This window comes from Neobacillus sp. NPDC093182 (assembly GCF_044754045.1).
This window is the reverse complement of record NZ_JBIVOI010000001.1, coordinates 464,243-483,685: the sequence shown is the minus strand read 5'-3', so window position 1 is coordinate 483,685 and position 19,443 is coordinate 464,243. Positions and strand designations below refer to the sequence as shown.

The following is a 19,443-nucleotide window of genomic DNA, read 5'->3' as shown; positions in this document are numbered from 1 at the left end:
AGACAAAAAAACCGGTCAATTCGACCGGTTATTTTTTTACTTTAGGTAAAATTTTGTTAAGCGGTACATTTTTTTGACGTTCCCAAGTAGCTTCGTTATTCGGATCAAATTGTTGCAAGAATGATATGACTTCCTTGGTGATTGGTGTTGGAGTAGACGCACCTGATGTTACGGCAACATTCTTTGCATCCTTAATCCAATCAATTTCTAACTCTGAGATATCAGCGATTCGATATGCCTTTGTACCAGCAATTTCTTCAGAAACCTGTGCCAATCTATTAGAGTTATTGCTCATTGGATCACCGACAACGATGGTCACATCTGCTTCAGTAGCTTGACCAGCAACTGCTTCCTGACGCACCTGTGTAGCGTTGCATATTTCATTATAAGCCTCTGCATGCGGATATTTCTCTTGAACCTTTTTCATGGTATCGGCAACATCCCATTGGCTCATAGTGGTTTGATTGGTAACAATCAGTTTATCACTATGAATGTTTAAGGCTTCTACATCACTTGGTGTCTCAACAAGATGGACAGCACCAGGAGCTACCCCGACAGCACCCTCAGGCTCAGGATGTCCTTTTTTTCCAATATAAATGACTTGATATCCTTGCTTTGTTTTCTCTTCGATCAAATCATGAGTTCTTGTTACATCTGGACATGTAGCATCAATGGTAACAAGCCCTTTCTTTTTCGCAAGCTCTCTTACTTCTGGAGAGATACCATGAGCTGTGAAAATAACAGTTCCAGTATCTACTTTATCTAGAATATCTTTGCGATTTTTTCCGTCGAGTGTAATAATACCTTCCTCGGCAAAAGCATCGGTTACGTGTTTATTATGAACAATCATCCCTAAAATGTAGATAGGGCGTGGTAATGATTTATCTAATGCAGCATTTCTTGCAATTACCATAGCGTCAACGACACCATAACAGTATCCGCGTGGTGAAATCTTAATAATTTGCATATAATAAAGTCCTCCTAAGGAACATTTGACTTTGAATCTATGTAATTATTATATAAAACTAATAGAAATAATACAAAGATACATTTTTCCTTTGAAATTTTTGTGAAATTTTCCTGTGAAAATAAGAAAAATAAAAAAAGATGCTGTTTTCTCAGCACCCCTAAATTAAATGTATAGTTTTGGCATAGAAGGACCGTTGTGATGTTTTCTTGGCGCAACTGGCTGATTTTCTACATCCATTTTCCTTTTCGGTTTTCGCTTCAGTTCTTCTTCTGCTTGGACAGATTGCTCTTGCATGATAGGATTGTCTGTTTTTTCGGTCTCAGATTTTTCCTCAGTTGGCAGATCTTTAAATCCCTTATATAGTTTCCACATCATAGGAAGATTCTTTACTATTGGCCCGTATTGCTGAATCATTGGCCCGATAGATTGGGCTGTCTTTAAAACCTGTTGTGTATTATTTAGAAATCCTGTGAGACTTTCAGGATTGCTTAGGGTTTGAAGTATAGAGCCAACTCCTCTAGAACTGTTTGGAACAGTTGCTGTCTGTCTACCTCTAGGCCCTCCCAATTGATTGCCCTGCTTTTTCCCGCCGAGAATTTTTGAAAGTAATCCTCCGCCATTTCTTCTTCCTTGTCCTCTTCCCATCGGTTGTCCCATCATGGCTCTGCCGCCGTTATAGTTGTGCTGGATTCCCATCATTGGTACATTACCGCCATAGGGATTCATCATTTGTTGTTGACCTCCAAAAGGTCCAGGACCCATCATATATGGACCCATACGCCCTTGCGTGGGAAATCTCGGTCTAGGCTGCTGCATACGTATGTCCTCCTCTAAAAGCCTTATAAATTATGGTATGCAATTACCTGAAATTGGTTTAGGAATTAACACAAGAATAAACGTGAATTTTCATGATTAAAAGTTGTTCAAAGGTAAAAGATGATAATAACTGGTTATTTAAATGAATCTTTACTATAATGATATGATGGACAGAAAAGTGGAAGCTCTTGCTAAAGTAAGGAACTTACTCCATAAACGGTAGATATTAATATATAAGGAGCAATAATATGAAGCAAAATCGTTTTGAACGTTTTAATTTTCAGCCTTTTATTATAGAAGCAGTTAAGGAACAAGGTTTTAATGAACCAACAGAAATTCAAGAACGGATGATTCCGTTAGTTTTAAAAAATGAAAGTGCCATTGGTCAATCACAAACTGGAACAGGGAAAACACTTGCTTTTGTTTTGCCGATACTAGAACGGATCAATCCAGAGCGCCAAGAGGTACAAGCTGTGATTACGGCGCCAACAAGAGAGCTTGCTTCGCAAATCTATCATCAAATTTTAAAGGTGACAGAGCATTGCAGTCCTGATAAGGCAATCATGACGAGATGTTATATTGGTGGAACAGACAAGCAAAGAACGATCGATAAATTAAAGGTACAGCCACATATTGTAGTAGGTACTCCAGGCAGAATAAAAGACCTCATGGTTGAACAAGCACTCTTTGTTCATACTTCAGAAGTACTTGTAGTGGATGAAGCAGATATGATGCTCGACATGGGCTTTATTGAGGATTTGGATCAAGTAGCAGCGAAAATGCCTGAAAAATTGCAGATGCTAGTATTTTCAGCAACCATTCCAGAAAAGCTTAAACCGTTTCTTAAAAAGTACATGGAAAATCCGAAAACGATTCATATTGATGCGAAAAGAAAAACGGCAGAAAATTTAACTCATTATCTCTTACCTTCAAGACACCGAAATAAAAAGCAGCTTGTTCACGATGCACTTATGCAGTACAACCCATATTTAGCAATCGTATTTACTAATACCAAAAAAATGGCTGAAGAAGTTGCCAACTTTTTGATTGATAAAGGTCTTAAGGTCGCCCGCGTCCACGGTGATTTAAACCCACGCGAACGAAAAAAAATGATGAAGCAAATACAAGATTTAGAGTACCAATATATTGTTGCCACTGACCTTGCTTCAAGGGGAATTGATATTGAAGGAATCAGTCATGTTATTAACTATGAGCTGCCTACAGATCTAGACTTTTACGTTCACCGAGTAGGACGGACTGCAAGAGCTGGTAATACGGGAGTAGCCTTGACAATCTATGATATATCTGACGAGGATGCATTGAACCGTCTTGAAAAAATGGGGATTCAATTTAAGTACGTCGACCTTAAAAAAGAGGAATTTGTTGAATTAGAAGATCGAAATAAAAGAAAAACCCGTGTAAGGAAAGAGGATGAGGCAGAGAAGACTGCTAAATCAATGGTTAAAAAACCTCAAAAAGTAAAGCCAGGCTATAAAAAGAAAATGCAGTGGGAAATGGACAAAATAAAGAAACGTCAAAGAAGATTAAAGAAGAAGTAAGACGGGAAGGGAGAGAAAAGGTTTGTTGAAAATAGGTTCACATGTTTCAATGAGCGGTAAAAAAATGTTATTGGCAGCGAGCGCGGAAGCTGTATCGTATGGTGCTAATACATTTATGATTTATACTGGCGCTCCGCAAAACACTAGAAGAAAGAAAATTGAAGATTTGAATATTGATGAAGGCAGAAGGCATATGGAGGCCAACGGTATCTCTGATATTGTTGTCCATGCTCCATACATTATTAATATTGGGAATACCACAAATCCTGACACGTTTGAGTTAGGTGTAAGATTCTTACGGACAGAAATTGAAAGAACTGAAGCCATTGGAGCAAAGCAAATTGTTCTGCACCCTGGTGCACATGTCGGCGCCGGTACAGAAGCTGGTATAAAGAAAATCATTGAAGGCTTAAATGAAGTTTTAACGGGAAAAGAGCAGCTCCAAATAGCCTTAGAAACAATGGCAGGCAAAGGTTCTGAATGTGGAAAGTCGTTTGAGGAATTGGCGATGATCATTGATGGCGTAAACTATAGCGATCGGCTTTCGGTATGTTTTGATACGTGTCATACCCACGATGCCGGATACAACATAGTCGAAGACTTTGATGGTGTGTTAAATGAATTCGATAAAATTGTTGGAATAGACAGGTTAAAAGTTCTCCATATCAACGATAGTAAAAATGCAGTAGGTATGAGAAAAGACCGTCACGAAAATATCGGCTTTGGCCATATTGGCTTCAAAGCCCTCAATTATATCGTCCACCATCCGCAGCTGACCGATATCCCGAAAATTCTTGAAACACCATTCGTCGGAGAAGATAAAGATAATAAAAAGCCGCCCTATGCATTCGAAATTGAAATGCTCCGTCAACAAAAGTTTAACGAAGACCTGCTGGATAGAATTATGCTTGGGTAACAAAAAAGCTGTGCTTTGGGCACAGCTTTTTGAGTGTCATTTGGTAAATTGAACAAAAAGTTTATTCACTTCTCTTGCCACGTCAGGTCCTGCAATTTTAGCAATTTCTTTAATCAAAGCCGATCTTTCACGGTCATCAAATATATTTACATTTTTCCCTTTTAAGTATTGAGCAACCTTATATGCTTGCTGCCGATTTACCCGGATATTAAATTGTTGTGCATACTTGAATAGTTCATCACCAGTAATGGTATTTATCTTATGATTTATGATACTTTCAAAAATTTTCACACTCATCACCCCTTCATCTACTGTATGAAGGGGGAAAATAGAGTGTTACAAAAAGGGAACGATGACAATTTATTAGAATCTTGTAAAGGTAAAGACTTTACATTGATTATTTCCTATTGTATACTACTTTAAGTTAAATCGGAATGATTCTTAAAATTAAGGTGTGAGTGTATGAAATCACAATCTATTATTGAAATAAAAAAACTTTCCTATCGCTATGAAAAGGATACGGTCCTAGAAAACATTAACCTAACTGTACCAAATGGTTCATTTCTGGCGATCGTCGGTCCAAATGGTTCAGGGAAGTCAACGCTATTAAAATTGATTTTGGGATTATTAAAGCCGCAAAAAGGTGAAATTCGCTTATTTGGGCAGGAAATGCGTAAATTCAAAGATTGGCAGCAAATCGGTTATGTATCGCAAAAGGCCAATTCATTTAATACCGGTTTTCCTGCTACCGTTTTTGAAGTAGTTTCAAGTGGATTAACAAAGAAGCTTGGGCTGTTCCGCTTTTTTAAGAAAGAACACACTCAAACAGTCCATGAAGCATTGGAAGCTGTAGGAATGAGGAAGTTTAGTAATCGAAATATCGGTGAGTTATCAGGCGGGCAGCAGCAAAGAGTCTTCATTGCTCGTGCTCTTGTGAGTGAACCCAAGCTATTAATTCTTGATGAGCCAACAGTTGGGGTGGACGCTGAAAATGTAAACTCATTTTATCATATGCTTGCTGACTTAAATAAGAAGCGGGGGATAACACTCCTCTTAGTTACACATGACATCGGAACGATTTCAGATAAGGTGACCCATGTAGCTTGTCTAAACAAGCATTTACATTTTCATGGGGAAACCAGTGAATTCGAACAACATCGAAGTGAGGGGATGTCAGAATTTTATGGGACGGATGTCCATCTTCTTTCCCATCACCATGACCACGGAGGCGTTTTTAAATGATTCAAGGAATTTTTCAATATGAATTTTTACAAAATGCTTTCCTAACGGGAATCTTGATAGGATTTCTTGCACCCCTTTTAGGTGTCTTCATCGTTGTCCGTCGGCTTTCATTAATTGCCGATGCCCTAAGTCATGTCACATTGGCGGGAATAGCAGCCAGTCTATTACTTGAAAAGTACTTTGTTGCATTAAGTGGTCTAAATCCCCTTTACTTAGGAATGGTCTTTTCAGTAGGGGGCTCACTGTTCATTGAAAAGCTGCGGGGCGTTTATAAACATTACCAAGAGCTTGCTATCCCGATTATTTTATCTGGCGGTATAGGCCTTGGCGTCATCTTCATTTCACTCGCTGATGGTTTTAATACGGATTTGTATAGTTATTTATTCGGAAGTGTTTCTGCGGTAAGTCGCACAGATTTATGGGTGATTTTTGTAATTAGTATCGCCGTAGTGATCACGGTCATTTTATTATATAAAGAACTATTTTTGTTATCTTTTGATGAAGAGCACGCTAAAGCCTCAGGGATAGCGGCAAAAAGCATTCACTTCATTTTTATTATCATGGTGGCACTTGTCATTGCTGCCTCTATGCGAATTGTAGGAATCATGCTTGTTTCTTCATTGATGACTTTACCAGTTGCAGCCAGTATCCGCATTGCTAAGGGATTTAAACAAACCATCTTTTTGTCGATTGTTTTTGGAGAAATAGCTGTTCTTGGGGGACTGTTTAGCTCTTATTATTTAGACCTTGCTCCTGGTGGAACGATCGTCATAATTGCAGTGGCTATTTTAGTATTTACCATTGTTTATAAAAAATTAATGATTAAAAATCAGGTCTCACAAGGGGGTGCAGCTGGATGAATGTTAATGAAGCCATTCAATTCTTAAAGGAAAATGGATTTAAACAAACAGGGAAGAGAGAAGACATGCTACAATTGTTTGCAGACAGCGATAAATACTTAACAGCGAAGGATGTCTTAGATGAATTAAAGGAAGACTATCCAGGGCTAAGCTTTGATACCATTTATCGAAATCTTTCTCTTTTTGTTAAAATGGGAATCCTTGAAATGACGGAGCTATCTGGTGAAAAGCATTTTCGCTTTTCCTGTTCACGCCACCAGCACCATCATCATTTCATCTGTATGGATTGCGGTAAGACCAAGGAAATTGAAACTTGCCCAATGAACGGCTTAAGTGAGGATTTAAAAGGGTACGATATATCAGGACACAAATTCGAAATTTATGGACGTTGCCCTGAGTGCAATTAATAACAAACAGCATGGCATTATTGTTAGCCATGCTGTTTTTTGCTATTTATCCAAGCCAATTTTTAACCCAATTATTCGCTTCAAACCAATTATTAACTCGTACTACACCTTTTGGAATTGGGTCCTGGTTATAGGGAGTATTAAACAAAAGAACGGGTATATCACATTCTTCATGAATCATAACGGCATTGTCGTGTTTATCCTCGAGAAAAATATCAACTCCATGCCGTTTTGCGGCTGCTACCTTGTCATGAGAACCGATTAACTCGATATGATGGTAGGACAAGCCTTTTTTACTAAACCATTTTTTTGTATTTTCTAATAGGTGTGAACCCCTTGCGCTTATAAAGAATAATTCATGTTCCTTTTTCCATTTGTTCAGGATTATTTCTGCTCCTTCTGCAAGGGGAGATTGTTCATAAATGATTGGCTCATTTTCAACAAACCATTTTGAAAATTTTTCCTCAGGTACTTGAACAACCTTCGTTAAGTCATATTCTTTTACATCCTCTAATGTGATGTTTAATCCAAATCCTTCATTAATGAACGGTACTAGTGCTGATGGACACGTTACGGTACCATCAATATCAATTCCAAATCTTTTCCTCATATGTAGTCACCTTCAACTGCCAAGTTTTTTAACTTTATTTTACCATAACTAAAATGATGAAAGTTACAAACAATAATTAATGCTCCTATTACTGAAAGTGAGGGATTCGGATGGAAGATAAAAAAGACACGAAAGTGGCTGGGTATCTCCCAAGTCCAAAGTCTAACCAAAATAACCCAAACAACTCTTCCGAATATAGAGAAGAAACGGCTGCTGAAATTGCAGCACCTGTTGCTATAACCCGACCAACCTTCCAAGAAAAATCAAAAGATAGTTCCGGGGCTGGCACGGGTACAAAGGCTGGTACAGGAATGGGATGGGCTGCCTTAGCGTTATCTATTTTATCACTGTTTGTAATGCCGATTCTTTTTGGTGCAGTAGGTATTGTGTTAGGATTCGTTGCTAGACGTCGAGGAGCCGAAGGTCTTGGCGCGTGGGCAATCGGGATAGGTGCCATTTCGATTATCGTCGGTATCTTTATCCTGCCGTTCTTTTAACAGCAGCTTGCAAATATAGGGGCAATAAGAAAAGCATAAGCGCTTTGTTTAGTGGCGACAGGCATAAGACGGGCCGGCGAGAAGGTTGCACTTTACCTTCTTGACGGATTGGCTTATGACCCCGAGCCCCTAGGCGCTGAAGCTAGACAAGAAAAGAAACCCGGCAGTTTTGCCGGGTTTCTTAATGATTTTATTTGGTTACTTCTGCTTCCTCTAGCGCCTTTTTCTGGAAATATTCCTCAGCAATTTGATCGATTTCTTTTTTCAATTCATCGACTAACTGGTCTTCAGGAACTTTACGAACGATTTCACCCTTACGGAATAGTAAGCCCTCACCACGTGCGCCTGCAATACCAATGTCAGCTTCTCTGGCTTCACCAGGTCCATTTACTGCACATCCTAAAACGGCTACTTTAATGGGCGCTTTTATTTTCGAAATATAATCTTCGACTTCATTGGCAATACTGATTAAATCAATTTCGATTCTGCCACAGGTTGGACACGAAATTAACGTTGCAGCATTCGATGATAGACCAAATACTTTTAAAAGCTCTCTGGCAACTTTAACTTCTTCAACTGGATCAGCACTTAAGGAAATACGGAGTGTATTACCAATACCTTTGCTAATAATTGCTCCTAGTCCAGCCGCACTTTTTACAGTACCAGCAAATAAAGTACCTGACTCTGTAATACCTAAGTGCAGAGGATAATCGAATGCCTTTGATGCTTTTTCATATGCTTCAATTGCAAGGTTTACATCTGATGCCTTCATGGAAACAATAATATCGTGGAAATCCAGGTCTTCCAGAATTTTGATATGATGGAGAGCACTTTCGACCATACCATCGGCAGTAGGATACCCGTATTTTTCAAGAATTCTTTTTTCTAGCGAGCCGGCATTTACACCGATACGGATTGGAATTCCGCGCTTCTTGGCAGCATTCACAACAGCTTCCACTTTTTCTCTTTTTCCGATGTTTCCTGGATTAATCCGAATTTTATCAGCGCCGCCTTCAATGGCTTTAAGCGCCAATTTATAATCAAAATGAATATCAACTACTAAAGGAATATTAATTCTCTTTTTGATTTCAGGAATCGCATTTGCCGCTCTTTCGTCCGGGCAGGCAACACGAACAATCTGGCAGCCTGCTTCTTCAAGACGTTTGATTTCAGCAACGGTTGCTTCAACGTCATGTGTTTTAGTAGTGGTCATGCTTTGTATAAATAATTCGTTACTTCCGCCAATCGTTAAATTACCAACCTTAACGGGACGGGTTTTTGTACGATGTGTAATTTCACTCAAGGAAATTCGCTCCTTCAAATTGGATTCGAATAATGGTTAGTTTAAACATGCACCTATTATTTTATCAGTCCTTTGCTAATCTTGACAAGACAGACGCTTTTGTCTCCCTATTTAGAGTAGTCAGGAAACTCATAAGTAGATCCAATTTGAATCTTTTCTGGAGATAAACCTGGATTTAAGCTTTGAAAATCTTCAATGAGTTCATCAATTGATACAGGCAACGGCTTTTTTATATGACTTTCTACGATTGATATCAGGGTTTCACCGGGTTCCACTTCAGCTTCAAAAGAGTCCACCGAATTGTTAATGTTGGTCATTGTCGCAACTGTTTGTTCTGGTTTTTGGGTTTCCTCTTTCGGCAGGGTACCTGCCGTTAAATCAATATATATTACATAAATGGTAAGAAGTCCAAATAAAAAAAGACAAATTCTTTTCATGAAATAGGCCTCCAAAATGGGATGTTTGTACATTCCTATGCTTGTCCACTTCTATATAGAACGAAAAAACGCACCTAAGGGGTGCGTTTAACTCTCAATTTTTGTTTTTTCGTTGGGTATTTCTTTTACCGCTAAAAATAAGATGATGATTTCAACAAACCAATTAATATAAAAGCTATTTGGTACTGGTGTATTAAGTGCGCTCATAATCGTAAAGAAAACCGTTGGCAGCGTTACACTGTAGGCAGCCATTCTCCATAAGCGGCGATAACTAATACTTCTGCCTGCAAGATTTTTTAATAATAAACCGATCCAAGCTAGAATGGACACTTCGATAAAGCTTACGGCACTTGATACAAGAAATATAAAAATAGATATAACAGGAATAATGATTCCCTTCATCCCATCAACGGTATCAACTATATCGATAAAATCTGCTTTCGTAAGTGTTAAACCTTCCGTCATAGAGTAAGAATAGGAATCAATTCTTCCGCCTGCTGCGACCGTAATTTCATTTTTCAGCAAAGCGATGGCGTTGTCCTTGTCCTCCACATCCTCGTTTGTAATGACACCAGTAGGATCTACAATGATGGAGAAATCGCCTTTATCAATGGTTATAGGTACATCCGTCTCAGCAGAAAGGGTTCCATTTTCTATGGTAAAAGAGGGGATATCATCGTTAATGACTGATTTAGTACTTTCAATCCCCGCGTTAAGCATTGTATTTAAGTAATAAATCGATGGCAAAATAGATAAGAACGTGAGAAAAAATACATATAAAATGGTTTTTCCAATTCCCTGAAAACGGAAAGAAGCAATATCCTTTGGAGAATAGATACTTTTATAAAATTGCTTGAAAATATTCATAATTACCACCCTAATAAAGATTCACCACTCTATTGTATCTTTAGGCGTGAATATAAACAAGAATGATGATTTATGAAACTATTTAGTGAGATATGCGTATAAGGTAAAGAATAAACTTCAAAAGGATGGAGAAATCATGGAGATCGTTTATTGGTCAATCATTTCAATTCTTTTTATCATTGGGTTTGTCGGTCTGGTTTACCCCATCATCCCAAGTGTTTTGTTTCTATTAGCTGGATATATATTATATGGTATCTTTTTTTCATTCGAGCCGTTTGGCTTGTTCTTTTGGCTGATTCAAAGTTTTTTTATTATCCTTTTGTTTGTCGCAGATTATATCGCCAATATGATTGGGGTACAAAAATATGGTGGATCAAAGGCTGGCGTTTGGGGCAGTACAATAGGACTTTTAGTCGGACCTTTCATTATTCCGTTTCTGGGAATTCTAATTGGTCCATTTATTGGCGCAGTAGCAGCGGAGCTTCTCGTTAATAAACGAGATTTCAAAAACAGTTTAAAAATCGGTTTTGGATCTGTTATTGGCTTTATAAGCAGTGTCATAACAAAAGCAATTATTCAAACTCTAATGATTGTTTACTTCCTGTTAGTTGTTTTTTAGTCGAAAAATCCTCCTCACAGGCAGTGAGGAGGATTATTTAATTTACACCGCAAATTTCATAGGGACAGTTTTGGCAGTCGACTTCTTCTTTTAGGTATCTAATATTTTTTATCGTGAATTTTTGCTGATCATAGGTAATTACATCTTTTTCCCGCAATTCTTTTAATGCACGTTGAATGACTTCCCTAGTTCCGAATGTTAAATTGGCAAGTTCCTGATGTGTTAATGGCAGATCAATAAGAATACCATCCTCTGTCATTACGCCATAGGTATTGCAAAGGCGAATGAGAATGGAATATAGGCCGCCTTTTTTCCCATTCATGATTAGATCCTGGCATTTCATTTGGGCTTTTAGGTAGCTTGTGCTCAACCAGGATGCAAAAGCATTCATGGCATCAGGGTCATTCATTAAAAATTCCTCAAATTGATCTTTTTTGATGGCAAGAATTTCACTGTCGGACAGTGCCTTTGCATAACACTGATAATGAGGGTTATGTTTAAATAGCTGATAATCAACAATCATTTCGCTGGTATTTAATATTTTTAATATAAAATCCTTTCCGCGCATGTGGACTCTCCCCAGTGCCACTGTTCCGCTGAGCAAAAGATATACATATTCCACCGGATCTTTCTCCTGAAAAAGAACACTGCCTGCTTTTACCTTTAGAATTTGATCTGTTTTCTGAAAGAATTGTTCTAATAAGCTATATATTGAAAAGCTGCTTCTTAGCATATGTCCATCTCCTTTACACCCACAACTTGATTTAATCATGTATTAACAACCTATCACCAGTTGAAACATGACAATTTATTGAAAACTAGAAAAAAATAGCGTATAAAAATTTCTTTGGAAGGAAATTGTATATTTGTTAGGAGCACAGAGCTTTTTATTTGAAAGAAAACACTTTCTTTGATAATCTTAAGCTACAAAGCTTTAGGAATATTCTAAAATCGTTTTGAGTTTAGACATATCTTTAAGGCTAAAAAACTTTAGTATACATAGGAGGAAATACCAATGGCATTTGAATTACCACAATTACCTTACGCTTATGACGCGCTTGAGCCTCACATTGACAAAGAAACAATGAATATTCATCACACAAAACATCACAACACATACGTAACAAACCTAAATAACGCTCTTCAAGGCAATGATGAATTATTAGCAAAATCTGTTGAAGAAGTTATTGCTAACCTAGAGGCAGTTCCTGAAGCAGCTCGTACTGCTGTACGTAATAATGGCGGCGGTCACGCTAACCACTCATTATTCTGGCAAATTCTTGCTCCAAATGGCGGCGGTGCACCATCTGGTGAGCTAGCTGACGCAATTAACAATAAGTTTGGCAGCTTTGAAAGCTTTAAAGATGAGTTTGCAAAGGCTGCAACAACTCGTTTTGGTTCAGGCTGGGCTTGGCTGTCTGTAAGCAATGGTGAATTAGAAGTTTCAAGCACACCAAACCAAGACTCACCTATAATGGAAGGTAAAACACCTATCCTTGGTCTTGATGTTTGGGAGCATGCGTATTACCTTAACTATCAAAACCGTCGTCCTGACTACATCGCTTCTTTCTGGAACGTTGTTAACTGGGATGAAGTTTCAAAACGTTACACTGCAGCAAAATAATACTCATTATGTAGAAAAGGCAGCTGATTATTTCAGCTGTCTTTTTATTTTTTCGTATAAAGGCTCCCTCCTTGTTAAAGAATAACCCTTATCACAAAGGGGAGTTACTATGGCGAAAAAATTTAAGTTTTTAGGTGACGTAGAATTAACAAAAGATTTATCCTTGCTGTTAATCATTGGTGGTTTATATTCTTTAAGTGTTTCACTATCAAATACTTTTGTGAATATTTATTTATGGAAACAAACGGGAGAATATTCTGACCTAGCCCTTTATAACCTTTCGATTGTTATTTTACAGCCATTAACCTTTATCTTAGCAGGCAGATGGGCAAAAAAAATCGATCGTGTTAAAGTGTTACGAATCGGAGTCAGTTTTTTAGCGATATTTTATTTGATGGTTTTAATAACCGGGAAAAATGCATCAACCTATCTATTACTGTTAGGAAGCCTGCTTGGAGTTGGATATGGTTTTTATTGGCTGGCTTATAATGTCCTAACATTTGAAATAACTGAACCTGAGACAAGAGATTTTTTTAACGGCTTTTTAGGAATTTTATCTTCTACCGGCGGGATGATCGGCCCAATTGCTGCTGGAATTATTATTACTCGTTTTGAAAAATTTACAGGGTATTCAATTGTATTTGGAATATCACTATCTCTCTTTGCACTTGCTGTATTCTTAAGTTTTTCATTAAAGCCGCGTCCTGCAAATGGTAAGTATGATTTTAGAAGGATATTAGAAGAAAGAAAGAAAAATGAAAACTGGCGTCTTATCACAAATGCGAATTTCTTCCAAGGGCTTAGAGAAGGGACATTTTTATTTATTATCTCAGTACTAGTCTACATTTCGACGGGAAGTGAGCTGGCTCTAGGGACCTTTGGACTGATTAACTCCGGAATTTCCTTCATAGCCTATTATGCTGCATCCCGGTTGATTAAAAAAAACAAGCGAAAAAAGGCAATACTTGTAGGTGGTATTATCCTTTATATAGCTGTTTTGATTATCGTCTGGGATGTTAATTATGTAAAACTTTTAATTTATGCAGCGATGATTGCCGTTGCTTATCCTATTTTGCTTGTACCATATATGTCCACTACATATGATGTAATTGGATCTGCTTGGAAAGCGGCTGAAATGAGAATTGAGTATATCGTGGTCCGCGAAATCTATATTAACTTGGGGAGAATCGTTTCGATACTGTCTTTCCTAGCAGCAGTTACTTGGTTTAATGAGAAGCAAAGCATACCAATCCTGCTATTATTTCTAGGTGCCGGTCACTCACTTATTTATTTGTTCGTAAGGAGAGTCCAATTGCCCACAGCTTAACACGATGAGTAGTTCCTATTACTCATCGTGTTTTTTTATTTAAATGGTTTTTGTGTGATTTGTTGGATGTTGTCAATTGGTAAGTCTTTTTCATAGAAAATAAGGGGATTTTCCGCTAAAATAAGGCTTATCATGTCGAATTGACAAGGAAGTGAAGAAGTTGGTTATTAAAAAGAAAAAGAAGCCGCATGTTACTTTTCGCCTGAACATGCTTTTCTTTGTTATATTTGTGCTGTTTTCTGTCCTTATCCTGCGTTTAGGTCTAGTCCAAATCGTTTATGGAGAGGATTTTAAACGTGAAATTGAGAGAACGGAAGATATTACCGTTAACAACCCGGTGCCACGGGGAAAAATGTTTGACCGGAACGGGAAAGTTATCGTAGATAATACACCGTTAAATGCTATCACCTATACAAAATTTCAAGATACCAGCCAAGAAGAAATGCTCAAAACCGCTGAACGATTGGCACAGCTGATTAATAAAGATATATCAAAAATTCGTGAACGTGATAAACAGGATTTTTGGATATTAAAAAACCCTGAGAAAGCGAAAGCCAAAATTACGGAGAAAGAATGGGACTTATACGACAAAGAAGAATTAGATGATAAAGAAATTTATAATCTCCAGCTAAAAAGAATAAATGAAAATGACTTAGCAAGTTTAACTGCACAAGATTTAGAAACACTTGCGATATTTAGAGAATTTAACAGTGGCTATGCGCTAACGCAGCAAATCGTAAAGAATGAAAATGTCACTCCTGAAGAATTTGCTGTAGTCAGTGAAAACTTAGAAAGTCTGCCTGGTGTTGATACGACCACAGATTGGGAACGATATTATGCTTTCGGAAACACATTAAAAACCGTACTTGGTAATGTTACTTCTTCTGATGAAGGATTGCCAAAAGATAAACTAGAGGAATACCTTGCTCGTGATTATAGCCGGAATGACCGGGTTGGTAAAAGCTATATTGAGCTTCAATATGAAGATGTCCTGCATGGTCAAAAAGGTAAAGTAAAAAATGTTACAGACAAAGCGGGCAAAATCTTGTCCACTGAAGTGGTTTCCGAAGGACAGCGCGGAAAAGATCTTGTCCTAACAATTGATATGAATCTACAGCTTGAAATCGAAAAAATCATTGAAGAAGAACTTTGGAATGCAAAGCAAAATTCTAAATCGGCTCTTTTAGACCGTGCCTTTGTTGTTCTTATGAACCCCCACACTGGTGAAATATTAACCATGGCGGGTAAACAAATTGCTAGAAACGATGAAACGAATAAACAAGAAATGCGTGACTTTGCTCTTGGAAATATCACGACTTCTTATAACGTTGGTTCCGTTGTCAAGGGCGCAACAATATTGACCGGTTATAATACAGGAGCTATTCAGCCAGGGTCGACCCATTATGACTCACCTTTATTGATCAAAAATACACCTCCAAAATCTTCTTGGAAGAACTTTGGAAATATTAACGACCTCAGGGCCCTTCAGGTTTCATCTAACGTTTATATGTGGAAGACTGTCATTGAAATGGCAGGTGGACAATATGCACCGAATAAGCCGCTTCCACTTGACGTAACTGCTTTTGACACAATGCGTCAATCGTTCAGTCAATTTGGTTTAGGTACAAAAACCGGTATTGACCTTCCAAATGAGAGTACTGGTTATGCCGGACCGTTGAAACAGCCTGGTTTGCTTCTTGACTTAGCGATTGGTCAGTATGATACCTATACGGTAATGCAATTAGCGCAATATGTTTCCACTATTGCAAACGGTGGATATCGAGTCCAGCCACATATTGTAAAGGAAATTCGTGAACCGGTGCTTGAGAACAACCAACTAGGTCCGGTTATTCAAGAAATTGAACCGACAATATTAAATCGTATCGATGGTAAGGATGAATGGATCGATCGGGTACAGGAAGGCTTTAGAATGGTTATGCAAGTTGGGGATGGTACCGGTGTAAGCAGCTTTAAGGGTGCAGCGTACAGTCCAGCAGGTAAAACAGGAACAGCTCAAGCTTTTTACGATGGTCCAGAGCGAAAGAAATTTGGGAAAATACCACCTGAAGTGATGAATTTGAGTCTAACAAGCTACGCTCCGTCTGATAATCCAGAGGTTGCCATGGCTGTTTTGGTTCCTTGGGCATACCAAGGAAACAGTGGTCCAGCTACAGCCAATATTATTGGCAGAAGGGTTATGGATACCTATTTTAATCTAAAAAAACAGACCCAAACTAATGGGGAAAATGTCGAAGTTACCGATGAAACATCGGATACACTTATAAATCAATAGGAATACTAACACCTGTCTCAAAATTTAGAGACAGGTTTTTTTATTAATAAGATGAACATGATAATAATAGTACAAAATTATTTATGATTTACAAAAGTCATACACACATTTACAAAACCTTTACAATTCATTAAAACAAGCTTTACAGAAGGAGTTTATTATTAATGTTGTAAGGAGAACGAACAAGTTAAACAAACCAATTTTCGTAGGGGGAATTAAGTAATGAAAAGCTTTAAGAAATTAGCACTAACAGCAATGATGACTGGCGTGCTAGCAATTACTGCAGCTTGTGGTGCACAAGGTACTGAAGGCAACAAAGAACAAGAACAAGCTGGTGAAGAAGCGAAACAACTTCAAGGTGAAATTAAAATAGACGGTTCATCTACAGTTTTCCCAATTATGGAAGCAGTGGTTGAAGAATATGGCATGACACAGCCTGAGGTTAAAGTTTCTGTTGGTTCTTCTGGAACTGGAGGCGGTTTTGAAGCATTTATCGCTGGAGAAACTGAACTAAGCAATGCTTCTCGTCCAATTAAAGATGAAGAAGCAGCAGCTCTTAAAGAAAAAGGTATTGATTATACTGAAGTTCAATTAGCATATGATGGACTTTCAGTAGTTGTAAATAAAGACAATGACTGGGTAGAAAGCTTAACAATTGAAGACTTAAAGAAGATTTGGGTTGAAGATGGTACAACTAAAAAATGGTCCGATATCAAGCCGGAATGGCCAGATGAAGAAATCAAATTATACTCTCCGGGAACAGATTCAGGAACATTTGATTACTTTGATGAAGTAATTCTTGATGGACAACCAATTGTTGAAAAAGCAACTCTTTCTGAAGATGATAATACACTCGTTCAAGGTGTTCAAGGTGACAAGAATGCGATTGGATATTTCGGTTATGCTTATTATGCAGAAAACAAAGATACTTTGAAAATCGTTCCAATTGATGGCGGAGAAGGTCCTGTTGAGCCAACTAATGAAACAATTGAATCTGGTGAATATTCGCCGTTATCACGTCCGTTATTCACTTATGTGAAAAACTCTGCTATTAAAGACCAAGAAGAAGTCTATGATTTCGTGAAATTCTTATTAGAAAATGCTGCAACATTATCTGAAGATGTTGGATATGTAAAATTACCTGAAGAAGAGTATACAAAACAGCTTGAAACACTAGAAACTCTTAAGTAGGATCTAGAATAACTTTATAGGTGAGAAGCACTAGAAATGTGCTTCTCTTCTTGTCATGTGAATGAAAGGGGTTTTCAATTTGGCTACTCAAAACACAAATTCCTTCTCGGTTCAGAAAATGATTCAAGAGAAGAAGAAAAAGAAAAGTGCTGGCGGAATTACAGAAAAAATAATGCCATATATTTTATTCCTTACAGCGGCTGTCTCTGTTTTGACAACGATTGGTATTGTTCTTACGCTTATCTTTGAAACATTTTTATTTTTTGATGCTGTATCTATTAAGGAATTTTTCACGGCTAAAAAATGGTATCCTTTTTCCGATACCAATGGGTCATTCGGTATTCTGCCACTAATAATGGGAACGTTAAAGGTAACTGTGATAGCTGCTATTGTTGCTGTCCCTATCGGATTGGCTTCAGCCATTTATTTGAGTGAGTATGCATCAGATCGAGCTCGCAGAATTATTAAACCGATATTAGAGGTTTTAGCTGGAATCCCAACGATAGTTTATGGATTTTTTGCGCTAACCTTTGTAACTCCTATATTACGTGAAATTATTCCATCCCTTGAAATCTTTAATGCTCTAAGTCCTGGTATTGTTATAGGAATCATGATAACTCCAATGATTGCTTCTCTCTCTGAGGATGCGATGACTTCCGTTCCTAATGCAATGCGTGAAGGTGCGCTAGCACTAGGATCGACTAAATTTGAAGTAGCCATTAAGGTTGTCTTACCTGCTGCTATCTCAGGAATAATCGCATCTATCGTATTAGGAATCTCACGCGCAATCGGCGAAACGATGATTGTAGCAGTTGCTGGTGGTTCAACGCCTAATCTGGAATGGAATTTGACAAGCTCGATTCAAACGATGACAGCATATATTGTCCAAGTCAGCCAAGGAGATGCTGGTTATGGTACAACGATCTACTATAGCATTTATGCCGTTGGTATGACATTATTTGTATTTACATTGGTGATGAATTTATTAGCTCAGTACATCACCCGTCGTTTTAGGGAGGAATACTAATGAATTTAATTAATCATGAATCCGTTGTGAAGCGGATGAAATCAAGATTATCAAAAAATTCAATTTCAAAATGGATATTTTTTGCATTAACTATGTTTGTTTTATTAATATTAGGAGTATTATTATATCGGATATTCTCTCAAGGACTTGGCTATTTAGACTTGCAATTCTTACAAAGTCTTCCTTCAAGAAAGCCTGAAAATGCAGGTGTTTACGCTGCGTTAATTGGAACAATTTGGTTGATGGCTGTTGTTGCACCTGTTTCATTACTGCTAGGTGTGGGTACTGCCATCTATCTCGAAGAATATGCAAAAGAGAACGCGATAACGAATTTTATTAAAGTGAATATCTCCAATCTAGCGGGTGTCCCGTCTATAGTTTTCGGATTACTCGGTTTAACAGTATTTGTTCGTGCGCTAGCATTTGGGACAAGTGTTTTGGCCGCAGGTCTTACCATGAGTCTACTTGTTTTGCCTGTCATAATTGTGGCTTCACAAGAAGCTATTCGCGCGGTGCCTAATCAATTAAGAGAGGCTTCATTTGGGTTAGGTGCTACTAAATGGCAGACTATTGTTCGTATTGTTCTACCTGCTGCTATTCCAGGAATACTTACTGGCGGAATTTTGGCTCTTTCCCGTGCAATCGGTGAAACAGCACCGCTTGTTGTCCTTGGAATGCCTTTATTTCTTGCATTTTTACCAAAAACATTTTTTGATATGATTACCGTATTACCTTTACAAATTTACAATTGGACAGGCCGTCCTCAAGCAGAGTTTCATGCTTTAGCTGCAGCAGGTATTATCGTTTTACTTGTCATGTTAATTGTCATGAATTCAATCGCTGTATTAATTCGAAATAAATTCCAAAAGAGATATTAA

21 protein-coding genes are annotated in these 19,443 nt (G+C 37.9%); 13 read left to right on the top strand and 8 right to left on the bottom strand.

Features of this window, described 5'->3' with window-relative positions; genetic code table 11:
* Positions 1-28: 28 nt before the first annotated feature.
* Together ACIQAA_RS02595 and vrrA are read right to left on the bottom strand one after the other, a co-directional pair.
* The gene (locus tag ACIQAA_RS02595; protein WP_402614566.1) at positions 29-967 is read right to left on the bottom strand and encodes a 4-hydroxy-3-methylbut-2-enyl diphosphate reductase; all 939 of its coding nucleotides are present in this window, start codon (positions 965-967) and stop codon (positions 29-31) included.
* A gap of 165 nt (positions 968-1,132) precedes the next feature.
* Entirely contained in the window at positions 1,133-1,786 is a 654-nt protein-coding gene (gene vrrA / locus ACIQAA_RS02590; RefSeq protein ID WP_402614563.1) for a VrrA/YqfQ family protein, read from the bottom strand.
* A gap of 248 nt (positions 1,787-2,034) precedes the next feature.
* Between vrrA and ACIQAA_RS02585 the strand changes: the two genes are divergently transcribed.
* Together ACIQAA_RS02585 and ACIQAA_RS02580 are read left to right on the top strand one after the other, a co-directional pair.
* Entirely contained in the window at positions 2,035-3,345 is a 1,311-nt protein-coding gene (locus tag ACIQAA_RS02585; protein ID WP_402614560.1) for a DEAD/DEAH box helicase, read from the top strand.
* 22 nt (positions 3,346-3,367) lie between these two features.
* Positions 3,368-4,261 (top strand): deoxyribonuclease IV, encoded by an 894-nt coding sequence (locus ACIQAA_RS02580; RefSeq protein WP_402614558.1) that lies wholly within the window; start codon positions 3,368-3,370, stop codon positions 4,259-4,261.
* A 36-nt stretch (positions 4,262-4,297) separates the two neighbouring features.
* Here ACIQAA_RS02580 and ACIQAA_RS02575 read toward each other — a convergent pair whose 3' ends face one another.
* Complete coding sequence (locus ACIQAA_RS02575; RefSeq protein ID WP_402614556.1) at positions 4,298-4,552, bottom strand: DUF2624 domain-containing protein; 255 nt, start codon at positions 4,550-4,552, stop codon at positions 4,298-4,300.
* Between the two features lie 171 nt (positions 4,553-4,723).
* On the opposite strand from ACIQAA_RS02575, the gene ACIQAA_RS02570 reads away from it, so the two are divergent.
* Genes ACIQAA_RS02570 through zur form a run of 3 tightly spaced genes read left to right on the top strand, consistent with a single transcriptional unit; the run spans position 4,724 to position 6,770 of the window.
* A complete protein-coding gene (locus ACIQAA_RS02570; protein WP_402614553.1) occupies positions 4,724-5,503 on the top strand; it encodes a metal ABC transporter ATP-binding protein in 780 nt (259 codons plus the stop codon).
* A complete protein-coding gene (locus ACIQAA_RS02565) occupies positions 5,500-6,363 on the top strand; it encodes a metal ABC transporter permease (RefSeq protein ID WP_402614550.1) in 864 nt (287 codons plus the stop codon). Before ACIQAA_RS02570 ends, ACIQAA_RS02565 begins: the two co-directional genes overlap by 4 nt.
* Positions 6,360-6,770, top strand: coding sequence for a zinc uptake transcriptional repressor Zur (gene zur, locus ACIQAA_RS02560; protein ID WP_402614547.1), 411 nt, complete (start codon positions 6,360-6,362; stop codon positions 6,768-6,770). The genes ACIQAA_RS02565 and zur overlap by 4 nt, the downstream gene beginning before the upstream one ends.
* A 46-nt stretch (positions 6,771-6,816) precedes the next feature.
* Here the strand turns inward: zur and ACIQAA_RS02555 are convergent, their stop codons facing one another.
* Entirely contained in the window at positions 6,817-7,380 is a 564-nt protein-coding gene (locus ACIQAA_RS02555) for a hypothetical protein (RefSeq protein ID WP_402614544.1), read from the bottom strand.
* A gap of 110 nt (positions 7,381-7,490) precedes the next feature.
* Here ACIQAA_RS02555 and ACIQAA_RS02550 point away from each other — a divergent pair, with 110 nt between their 5' ends.
* On the top strand, positions 7,491-7,877 hold the full coding sequence (locus ACIQAA_RS02550) for a hypothetical protein (protein WP_402614540.1): 387 nt from the start codon (positions 7,491-7,493) through the stop codon (positions 7,875-7,877).
* A gap of 190 nt (positions 7,878-8,067) precedes the next feature.
* Here the strand turns inward: ACIQAA_RS02550 and ispG are convergent, their stop codons facing one another.
* From ispG to ACIQAA_RS02535, 3 genes are all read right to left on the bottom strand, one after another.
* Positions 8,068-9,171, bottom strand: coding sequence for a flavodoxin-dependent (E)-4-hydroxy-3-methylbut-2-enyl-diphosphate synthase (ispG, locus tag ACIQAA_RS02545; RefSeq protein WP_306073827.1), 1,104 nt, complete (start codon positions 9,169-9,171; stop codon positions 8,068-8,070).
* Between the two features lie 116 nt (positions 9,172-9,287).
* Complete coding sequence (locus ACIQAA_RS02540) at positions 9,288-9,617, bottom strand: hypothetical protein (RefSeq protein ID WP_402614538.1); 330 nt, start codon at positions 9,615-9,617, stop codon at positions 9,288-9,290.
* Between the two features lie 87 nt (positions 9,618-9,704).
* Positions 9,705-10,484 (bottom strand): DUF1189 domain-containing protein, encoded by a 780-nt coding sequence (locus ACIQAA_RS02535; RefSeq protein WP_402614535.1) that lies wholly within the window; start codon positions 10,482-10,484, stop codon positions 9,705-9,707.
* Positions 10,485-10,620: 136 nt separating this feature from the next.
* Between ACIQAA_RS02535 and ACIQAA_RS02530 the strand changes: the two genes are divergently transcribed.
* Positions 10,621-11,103: a DUF456 domain-containing protein gene (locus ACIQAA_RS02530; RefSeq protein ID WP_402614532.1), complete on the top strand. Its 483-nt coding sequence runs from the start codon at positions 10,621-10,623 to the stop codon at positions 11,101-11,103.
* A 37-nt stretch (positions 11,104-11,140) separates the two neighbouring features.
* Here the strand turns inward: ACIQAA_RS02530 and ACIQAA_RS02525 are convergent, their stop codons facing one another.
* Positions 11,141-11,875 (bottom strand): Crp/Fnr family transcriptional regulator, encoded by a 735-nt coding sequence (locus tag ACIQAA_RS02525; protein WP_402614529.1) that lies wholly within the window; start codon positions 11,873-11,875, stop codon positions 11,141-11,143.
* Between the two features lie 243 nt (positions 11,876-12,118).
* Between ACIQAA_RS02525 and ACIQAA_RS02520 the strand changes: the two genes are divergently transcribed.
* The 6 genes from ACIQAA_RS02520 to pstA all read left to right on the top strand — a co-directional run bounded on the left by ACIQAA_RS02520 (position 12,119) and on the right by pstA (position 19,443).
* Positions 12,119-12,727: a superoxide dismutase gene (locus ACIQAA_RS02520; RefSeq protein ID WP_402614526.1), complete on the top strand. Its 609-nt coding sequence runs from the start codon at positions 12,119-12,121 to the stop codon at positions 12,725-12,727.
* Positions 12,728-12,836: 109 nt separating this feature from the next.
* Positions 12,837-14,054, top strand: coding sequence for an MFS transporter (locus ACIQAA_RS02515; protein ID WP_402614523.1), 1,218 nt, complete (start codon positions 12,837-12,839; stop codon positions 14,052-14,054).
* Between the two features lie 208 nt (positions 14,055-14,262).
* The gene (locus ACIQAA_RS02510; RefSeq protein WP_402615595.1) at positions 14,263-16,347 is read left to right on the top strand and encodes a peptidoglycan D,D-transpeptidase FtsI family protein; all 2,085 of its coding nucleotides are present in this window, start codon (positions 14,263-14,265) and stop codon (positions 16,345-16,347) included.
* Positions 16,348-16,569: 222 nt separating this feature from the next.
* Positions 16,570-17,538, top strand: a complete 969-nt coding sequence (locus ACIQAA_RS02505) for a PstS family phosphate ABC transporter substrate-binding protein (RefSeq protein WP_402614520.1) — start codon at positions 16,570-16,572, stop codon at positions 17,536-17,538.
* 61 nt (positions 17,539-17,599) lie between these two features.
* Positions 17,600-18,565 (top strand): phosphate ABC transporter permease subunit PstC, encoded by a 966-nt coding sequence (gene pstC, locus ACIQAA_RS02500; RefSeq protein WP_402614518.1) that lies wholly within the window; start codon positions 17,600-17,602, stop codon positions 18,563-18,565.
* The gene (pstA, locus tag ACIQAA_RS02495) at positions 18,565-19,443 is read left to right on the top strand and encodes a phosphate ABC transporter permease PstA (protein WP_402614515.1); all 879 of its coding nucleotides are present in this window, start codon (positions 18,565-18,567) and stop codon (positions 19,441-19,443) included. Before pstC ends, pstA begins: the two co-directional genes overlap by 1 nt.